The organism is Nostoc sp. XA010, assembly GCF_020829625.1.
Taxonomy (GTDB): domain Bacteria; phylum Cyanobacteriota; class Cyanobacteriia; order Cyanobacteriales; family Nostocaceae; genus Nostoc.
Genome location: NZ_JAIVFX010000087.1, coordinates 1 through 8,123, shown reverse-complemented (window position 1 = coordinate 8,123; position 8,123 = coordinate 1). Strand labels below are relative to the sequence as shown.

Annotated in this window: 6 protein-coding genes; 4 read left to right on the top strand and 2 right to left on the bottom strand. The window is 44.3% G+C overall.

Annotated features, from left to right (window positions below; translation table 11 throughout):
• Positions 1 to 365 precede the first annotated feature (365 nt).
• The 3 genes from LC608_RS35475 to LC608_RS35465 all read left to right on the top strand — a co-directional run bounded on the left by LC608_RS35475 (position 366) and on the right by LC608_RS35465 (position 2,623).
• The gene (locus LC608_RS35475; RefSeq protein WP_229557986.1) at positions 366 to 515 is read left to right on the top strand and encodes a hypothetical protein; all 150 of its coding nucleotides are present in this window, start codon (positions 366 to 368) and stop codon (positions 513 to 515) included.
• Between the two features lie 184 nt (positions 516 to 699).
• Positions 700 to 2,136 (top strand): Z1 domain-containing protein, encoded by a 1,437-nt coding sequence (locus LC608_RS35470; RefSeq protein ID WP_229557985.1) that lies wholly within the window; start codon positions 700 to 702, stop codon positions 2,134 to 2,136.
• Positions 2,137 to 2,395: 259 nt separating this feature from the next.
• A complete protein-coding gene (locus tag LC608_RS35465; protein ID WP_308189982.1) occupies positions 2,396 to 2,623 on the top strand; it encodes a hypothetical protein in 228 nt (75 codons plus the stop codon).
• Between the two features lie 95 nt (positions 2,624 to 2,718).
• Here LC608_RS35465 and LC608_RS35460 read toward each other — a convergent pair whose 3' ends face one another.
• Positions 2,719 to 5,997, bottom strand: coding sequence for a plasmid replication protein, CyRepA1 family (locus LC608_RS35460; protein ID WP_374108494.1), 3,279 nt, complete (start codon positions 5,995 to 5,997; stop codon positions 2,719 to 2,721).
• A 670-nt stretch (positions 5,998 to 6,667) separates the two neighbouring features.
• Positions 6,668 to 6,862: a plasmid partition protein ParG gene (locus LC608_RS35455; protein WP_104902315.1), complete on the bottom strand. Its 195-nt coding sequence runs from the start codon at positions 6,860 to 6,862 to the stop codon at positions 6,668 to 6,670.
• Between the two features lie 254 nt (positions 6,863 to 7,116).
• Between LC608_RS35455 and LC608_RS35450 the strand changes: the two genes are divergently transcribed.
• Complete coding sequence (locus LC608_RS35450; protein WP_229557983.1) at positions 7,117 to 7,923, top strand: ParM/StbA family protein; 807 nt, start codon at positions 7,117 to 7,119, stop codon at positions 7,921 to 7,923.
• Positions 7,924 to 8,123: the final 200 nt, after the last annotated feature.

Below are 8,123 nucleotides of genomic sequence, written 5' to 3'. Positions count from 1 at the left end.
AATTGGGTGGACTTGTACGATAGCCTCAAAGAGAAAAAGTAAGTCCAATCATCTTGTTCGCGTAAACAATTCGCGAACACTATTTTCTTTGTTTTACCCTCTATTTCTCCTTAACCGAGCAGTATTGCCATCAATGCCTCATTGTTTATCCTTCATACCACACGCGATCGCTGCCTTTATCCTTTATTAGTATTTATGTACTATATTTAGATGCGTTTGCCCTGGGCTGTACCCCTATGTAACGTTCAAATCCCAAAATTTTTGGGAATACTAAGTTTACGTTTTTACAAGACATAAATAGATACTTTACAACCCTAGATAAATTGCAATCTCGATAGAGTTGGCATTTCTCCAGGGTTTTTTATATGGTGTACAAGAAAGGTCAATACAGTTCAGATAAGCACTCTTCACCTCTGCTGTTTTTCCTAAAGCGGCTCGATACCGAAATCACCTTGCATCTTCGCCTCCGTCATGCTGGAAAAAACCAAGCTGCGGAAACTGTGGTGTCGCTATAGGGCAAGTTGCTCCTAGCCCCCTAATTGCCAATGTCGTCAAACTACCTTTAGCCAACATTTTCCCCCACGGATGAGAGGGTCAGTTGATTTCGACTAGTAATGGTGGTAAAGTCACAAGTATGTTGACGTTATTAGTTATTATTACTACATTATTAAGTGAATATATTTACGTAAAGCGCGCATCATGGTATTGGGTAGTCTAATTCCTGGTCAGCCTAGAAGTATTGCACCAGGTGGCAATATTGATACTCTAAGACAGTTCATGCAACAGCATGAGGGTATCTCTGGGCAAGATTTTGACAATATTCTTTTAAGTGCTATAGATGTACTTAATAGATGTGTATCTCCAGATGTGGCAGGTTCAACCCAGGGGCTAATATACGGTCATATTCAAAGTGGTAAAACAGCAGTAATTATCACTGTTATGGCTCTAGCCCTAGACAATGGCTACAGAAACTTTGTCGTTCTCACTTCTGATTTGAACGATTTATATCTGCAAACGCTCAATCGAATTCAAAGCTCGCTACATAGCTTTGTAGTTCTTGGGAAGCAGGAGTTCGGCGATCTTAGCACTGGGGTCAGCCCAAATGCTCCCGTTATTTTTGTTTCTACAAAAAATCCGACTTGGCTCCCTCGCCTCTCTCAATTCATTGGGATACTCAGTCGGCAGAATGAAACATTTATCATCATTGATGATGAGGCAGACCAAGCGAGCTTAGATACCAACATCAACAACAACCTTCCTCCAAGCACAGTCAATCGTGAAATTACTATTTTAAGGACTTCACTGATTTCTAGTGCTTTTTTGCAAACTACCGCAACTCCGCAATCCCTTCTACTACAGGATGAACAAGACCCATTTAAGCCGAACTTTGTAGTAGTGACTGAACCAGGAGGAGCATACGTTGGCGGTAATCATTTTTTCCCAAACGATAATTTCAGTAACCTACCACATCTACGTCTTGTAGACTTAATTGATCTTGCAACCCTAAATAATAACCAGCTACCGACCTCTATAGTTAATTCACTCTTTGTATTTCTTACTGGTGCTGCTGTTTTAAGGCTAGAAGGTTACTTAGAAAACTACACATACCTTTTACATACAAGCTTTAGGCAAGCTGATCACGGTCAAGCTGCAAGGTTGGTAAGAGAATTTGTTACCCTCCTGATGACCGAACTTATGCCAGGAGGACAACTGTCCAATACAACCATTAACGGACTAGTGAATGCTTACCAAGACCTTCAAGCAACATTTGCTTCTCTTCCGGCGCTTCAAACTATCATTAACGAGATTCGCAATTCTATAGCTTCTACCGTGGTTTCAGAGGTCAATTCATCCACTAATCAAGGGGTTGACCCCAATTCATCAAGAAGACACACAATTTATGTTGGTGGCGCGGAAATAGGACGGGGCGTAACAATCAAGAGGTTGTTAGTTACGTACTACGGTAGAGATGCTGAAAGTCCTCAAATGGACACAGTGCTTCAACATGCTCGAATGTATGGCTATCGGCAGAATGAGTTACCTACAATTAGAATCTATTTGCCTACGCACCTAGCCCAACGATTTTATGACATCCACGCTTCAGTTAATGCAGTGCGAACAATTCTTCTGGAGTAGTATCAGGATAAGCCTCGGACAAAAGCCTAAGTGACCATTGAAAGACGGACACTTTGCGGGCACTGGGCCTGACTGTCTAATCAGTATTTAAGAGCTTGAAACTCAAGCACAGTAAGAAGTTCCTGATGTTGATTGACCAAAGATTGTATTGTGCTAACTGGATTACGATGAAGGCGACGTTTTTGTTGGCGAGGAGCAACTGCCTTCGCTAATCTACGACGTTGAGTTTTGTATTCCGCTACAGGTACTTCCCGAATTTGTGCCAGTAACTGTTTTTCATTTTGAGCTACAAATAGAACTCAAACGGCTAACAGTAAATCTCACGGCAACAGAGACACAGAAATTGTCAGAATACTGTGCAAAAACAGGAAGACCCATTAACGATGTGATTCGAGAATTGCTGCGTTCTTTAAAGGTTGACAGTGCAAAAGTATCGGAGAATTCACCAGACTCTGAAGTTTCAGAATTAGCTCGGCTTCAAAAATAAGTCAATCAATGAAGAAGAGGATATTACAGGACTGTTCACAAGACTCAAGTAATGTTTAAGGAATTAACAGTCAACTGGTGTGTAACAGGGGCAAATCACGCCATCCATTCAGTCCACTGTGGGGCATCTGTCACCAGTTGAGCAAACTTATCAGGGTCAACATCCTCAAACTCCAGCATCACGCCGCAACGCTCATCACTCGTTAGCGTACTGAGTAATTCTTTAACTGATTCTACACCGTACTCCACCCGCTCAATCGCCAGCCGAGCGTAATATTTAACGCGTTCCCACCAAGAATCACTGAGTTCTGCATCTGTGTCCATACCCCCCCGATTATTACTTCCATCTTCATTAATGGGGGGGGTGGACGGCGGATTAATCCCATACTGCATCTGCATCCTAGCCGTATAAGCCGCTTTTTTCTCTTGCTCCTCTTGGCGCTTTCGTTCCCTATCCTCCCGTTGCCTTTGACGATACTCTAATACCTTCTGGGCGAACTCTACATCCTCCGTATTCAGCCGATAATACCGAACCCTCTGTCCATCTTCCAGTGGTCGCCGCGACTCAGTAGACAAACCCAGTTGCGAGAGGAACTGCCCCAAAATCCACAAAGCAGACTCCGATAGCGGGATGGTCAGATTAAGAATGCCTTTAACGTGAGATGCATTGCGCTTGGAGAAGTCAGCCAAAGCCTGAATCATCGCCTCGTCCCCTTTAATCTCAACCCCAGCCATCAGATCCAACAGCACAGCCCTGAGTCCCAGCCGATGACGCATCAACCACGCCGTAGAATGATTGCTCCAGTCAGTGCAAATAGCCAAGCGATCGCGTTCCGATTTATCCCGCTCCACGACAACAGCCGGCGGTGGAACAAACTCCCGTCCCTGTTCATCAGTGACCATTTCCCCAGGTGCTGCCAATATCGCTTCAAGCGCGACAATCTTTTTAATTAAGCGTCCCCCGTCATCTTGCTCAACCAGTTCCGGGGTTACGCTCATCCCGTAAGTATCCTGTATGCGGAACTTCTCACATTCCAAAACGGATTCTGGTTTGAGATAGTCTTGGTGCTGCCTAGCCGCATAAGTCCTTCTATCAATATCTTTGGCGTTAGCAACTTTGCGGTAATGCTCCTCATCGATGGCGATACCCGCCGCTTTCATCCACCGCGAAGTCGCTTCATCACCACCGTCGCCCAAAGGAATAATCGTATTCCCCATTTCCTCTAATAGCGATCGCAAATCAGCCCGTAAATTATTAATCGACCAATTCCGTTGCCCCTCAATCTGACAACTAGCATCTAATGCCCAATCCTTCTCAGCCCCACGTTTGCCCGTTTCCCGGTTAATGCGAATCAGAAACGCGGTCATTTCATTCGTTTGAAGAATCCTTTCCTTGATGCGACGGGCATTGGTTTCGGCGTAACCAAAGGGAGGGCGCGGTGCAACCCAAACGTACATGGGGACATCTGGACGATACCGCCATAATTGCTGGGCGCATTCTGTAGCCGACTGCGAGACAGCATGAAACACGCCAAACACGGCATCAAAATGATAGCTGGAAATGTCAACCCCTGAACTGAGACTGGGAGTAATTAAAAAAGCGTCAAGATCCTTAATGGCAATGTTAATCTCCCTAATGAAAATCACATTCTCTTTACTACCGCTATTTTCCGAGTGAATAGCCCACACCCGTAGCTGTCGGTCTTCTGCTGATTCCGGTGTTTCGTAGTTATCATCGATTGTTGAACCGTCATTCAGCGCTCGTTCTAACTTTTTGATGAAGCGCTTACTGTCACTGACCATCATCAGTTTTTTGCCCAACATCAGTTGAGCGTGAAACTCGGCAACGATTGCGCTGCTGTTTTTCCCCTCGTACCAATGAACTTGACGACCACCTGAGCGATACAGGTTTTTGATGATGTAGGGTTTTTCACCAGTCGGTCGCAAATTCATGAAAAACTCAATGGTCAAATCATCAAGGTGGGCATCAGCTAAAACAACCAGCTTGGCGTTGTAAACTAGATACTCAAGCACTTCCAGAATCGCCCCCCGGTGTTCTTTGCAGGTTTTGGACTTCAGCAAGTGAGCGAGATACTGGCAGGCTTCATCAATAAATAGAATATCGTAAGCCTGTAAATCATTTGCCATTTTATACAGAGAATCCACGGTAATGCTGAGAGCTTTTACCTGACCCCAATCCCCGCAAGAAATCGCGGAGTACATTGCTGTTTGTAAGCGATCGCTGAGATTCTTGAGCAAAGTAACCCGATGTCCATTGTTCAAAAAACTGAGTTGGGGGTTATCTCTTCTGATAACTGCCAAGATTTCAGTCTTTCCTGTTCCCATGTCGGAAACCAAACCAACTAACCCCGATTGAGGTAGGGAGTTGATCGCAAGTGAGAGATAACGGGTATTCACCGTTACATTGGGCTTGTACTTATGGAGTCCCCTGGCACGATTGATGAAAAATCTTTGCTTGTACTCGCTGATTCTCAAGGCATCAGCAATCATCGTGGTCACGGCTTTGTCTGCCTTTTTACCCAAAACTACAACCCAATCGTCAATTCCTTTCTCTGGCCCTGGCAGCAGCGCTACTTCACATTGGCAGCAAAGTTCTACAATTGCAGAAGCTGTGCGGCGTGTGGCTTGAAAAATCTGCTGTTTGGTTTTGGGTTTGCTTTCGTAGTCGAACAGAACAACGAATTTACGTCCTTTTTGAGCCATTGGGACTAAATCAGGGTGAAGTCGTTCTAAATCCTCCTTGCCCACTCGACCATTCCAGATTCCAGGGAGTGCGATCGCCACAAAGCCCAAAGTTAGGAGACAACCTGCCTTCTTCTCGCCCTCTGTAAGGATTACAGGGATTTCGGGATGTGCCATTACCCAAGCCCAAAAACCTAACGCTTCTCCTTCTTCGGTAACGGTAATATGTTCTGGCATCGGCACGTTATAACGAAGTGATACCAACCGCCATAAATGTAGGGGCATTCTCAAGTAGGTAACTCGGTTGGGAGTTTTGGGCGGTGACTCGTACTTGACTGGCTTTTGAGTTTGCTGCTGTGTTGTCTTGTCCCATTCAAGGCGGGGGTAATCTGGTTTCATCCGTCCCCAGTCCATCGCCAACCAATCATTAAGCGGGTCAAGTCCGCTAACCCACCATGCACCGGCTTCCGCGTGGGCATATCGTTTCAAGTAGCCATCACGCAGTCGCCCATCGTTACGTCTGGCAGTTTGAGGTAGGGCGCATAACAGATATTCGTACACTGAGGGGCCACTAAGAGAACGGACATTTAAAGCTGTTAACTTTGGGTCAACAGCACTGGCTAACCATTCATTCCAATGGTTGACTTCTATGTGAGAGGGGCGAGACATCATCTCGAACCCACCCATAACTTCATGTGGTTGAAGTACGCGGTTGCTATTAATCACGGATTTTTCCCTCAAATACTTTGGTTTTCAGTATCTGGAGGGGGTTATCGCGCTACTAAACCCTAATATCTACATAATTCGCTGTATTGCTTGAATTTGCCCTTTTTTGAGCTAATAAAAACAATTTAATGAATTTTCTTGCCAAAATCTGCAAGCAGAAATTTATAAATTGCCACAGCAACTCATATATAATTATGAGTAAGCAGCGCGGACTAGTCTCTTTTGCCAATTAGTGGTTAGACATCTCACCTTCCTTCCACTTCTTTGGTCGTCTAGAGATAAACCCCGCTTCCAAGTAATTTGAAATATTTAGTTTTTACTGTCGGGCAAAACGTTTACTACCTAGTAGCGCTTTGCCCTTTTAATTTCTGGTGCTGTTGTATATTTACCTCCTTTACAAGCTTGATTTAGGTAATAGCCTGATCTTACAGAACTTCTGGTCGTCTTCTATCTAACAAGACCTGACTTTTACTTGAAATTACTTAATAAAAGTTGATAGTTTTTCAAGTAATTGAAGTTCTGTACGTTGCCTTCATTCATGTCACCTCCTCTCAAACTGAAAATTGGGAGAAGTTACAGGACTCTAACTTATTATATAGCTCTAATACTCCGAAATCTAAGCTGAATTTTTCTTGCCTCTTCTTGTAAGCCAGTCTTTAATCAAATCCTTTACTACATCTTCCATAACCAAATCATCTTCTGTGCAAGCAAGCTTGAAAGATTTGTGAAGTTCTCGTGGCACTCTGGCACGGACATAAACAGGGTCATCTTTATTGGTAGATGGTCTTCCTGGTTTTTTCTTTTCCTCCATAGCTCAAATACTCATTAATTAATTTTCTTAATTATCGCCAAAGTATAAGTAAATATTACTTTTCGAGTACTTGAGTATTCGAGTTTTCGAGCTATATTAAAGATGCAAGCCAAAAACAGCCACCCAACAAAGGCAATAGAAGCCAGAAAGTGATGCTATGGCTTGCCCCTAACTGGATATCTGGATTTGTCTAGATTTAGCTAAAAATCAACACCAAGCCAGAAAAATCAAGACTTTCACCAACCATCAGAACCATGACAACCACATACACCAATGCCAAAAATTGGCTCGTTCAAGCAGACTTGTTAGGCAAATCAGGGCTAACTGACCTTATCGCCGGAAAAGACTCAGGTGCAGGGTATGGCAAGGCAATCATCGGTGATTTTTCTATCATGATGCCTGCCGCATACTCACTTGTTCGCAACCGAAACATTATGCACCACGAAACCATTTCTAAAGATGGGGCATGGGTGCGATATTTAGAAGGAACGCGCCTGGACTTAAAAGACATTCAATTTTTCTGGGGCAGTGCAGCGATCGCACAAACTGACCACACCCTGTTACACGAAGATAAGGCGAAAAAAGCAGAACTGGCACTAGAAAGCATCCTTGCAGACTTAGCAGTTCTCAACATTCCTTCGGGGGTCAAACTTTCGATTAGTTTGAGCAATCACAACCCCGAACGCTGGGCAACTGAGATTAAACGCCGAGTCGAAGGCACTCACACCTTTGAGCATCTGCACCCCGTAACTCGTTCCATTGTCACCAAGACAGTTGACATCGCGGTTACAGGCATTTATCCCGAAGGATTCGGTAGTATCGCTCATTGCTTATTCGGTGAAGCGTCCCTGGTGCTTGACCCCTCAGAATTAGCGATCGCACTCGATATCGGTTCATCAACTTGGCTGATTACCGTGTTTAACGGCAGTGGTGCAGTGATTGACAGACACCTGATTGAAGGTGGAGCGGGTGAACTGCATTCGATGATTGCAGAGGCACTAGACAAGCGAAACGACCGAGTAAGTCTCAATACTGCTCGGTTAAGGAGAAATAGAGGGTAAAACAAAGAAAAGAGTGTTCGCGAATTGTTTACGCGAACAAGATGATTGGACTTACTTCAATACTGCTCGGTTAATACCAATTCAAAAAATGTTTGCGACAGATAGGGCATTCAAAATGAAATCATAGCCAGTCAGAGAAGCAGCCACTTGAGAAGTTAGTTGAGCAAGAAGTTCAGCAACCTTAGTTCGCAAATGTTCCA

What these genes read in the sequence shown, in the direction of transcription:
- LC608_RS35475 (WP_229557986.1), top strand. Translation starts at nt 366, where the DNA reads ATGGTGTACAAGAAAGGTCAATACAGTTCAGATAAGCACTCTTCACCT.
- LC608_RS35470 (WP_229557985.1), top strand. Translation starts at nt 700, where the DNA reads ATGGTATTGGGTAGTCTAATTCCTGGTCAGCCTAGAAGTATTGCACCA.
- LC608_RS35460 (WP_374108494.1), bottom strand. Translation starts at nt 5,997, where the DNA reads ATGATGTCTCGCCCCTCTCACATAGAAGTCAACCATTGGAATGAATGG.
- LC608_RS35455 (WP_104902315.1), bottom strand. Translation starts at nt 6,862, where the DNA reads ATGGAGGAAAAGAAAAAACCAGGAAGACCATCTACCAATAAAGATGAC.
- LC608_RS35450 (WP_229557983.1), top strand. Translation starts at nt 7,117, where the DNA reads ATGACAACCACATACACCAATGCCAAAAATTGGCTCGTTCAAGCAGAC.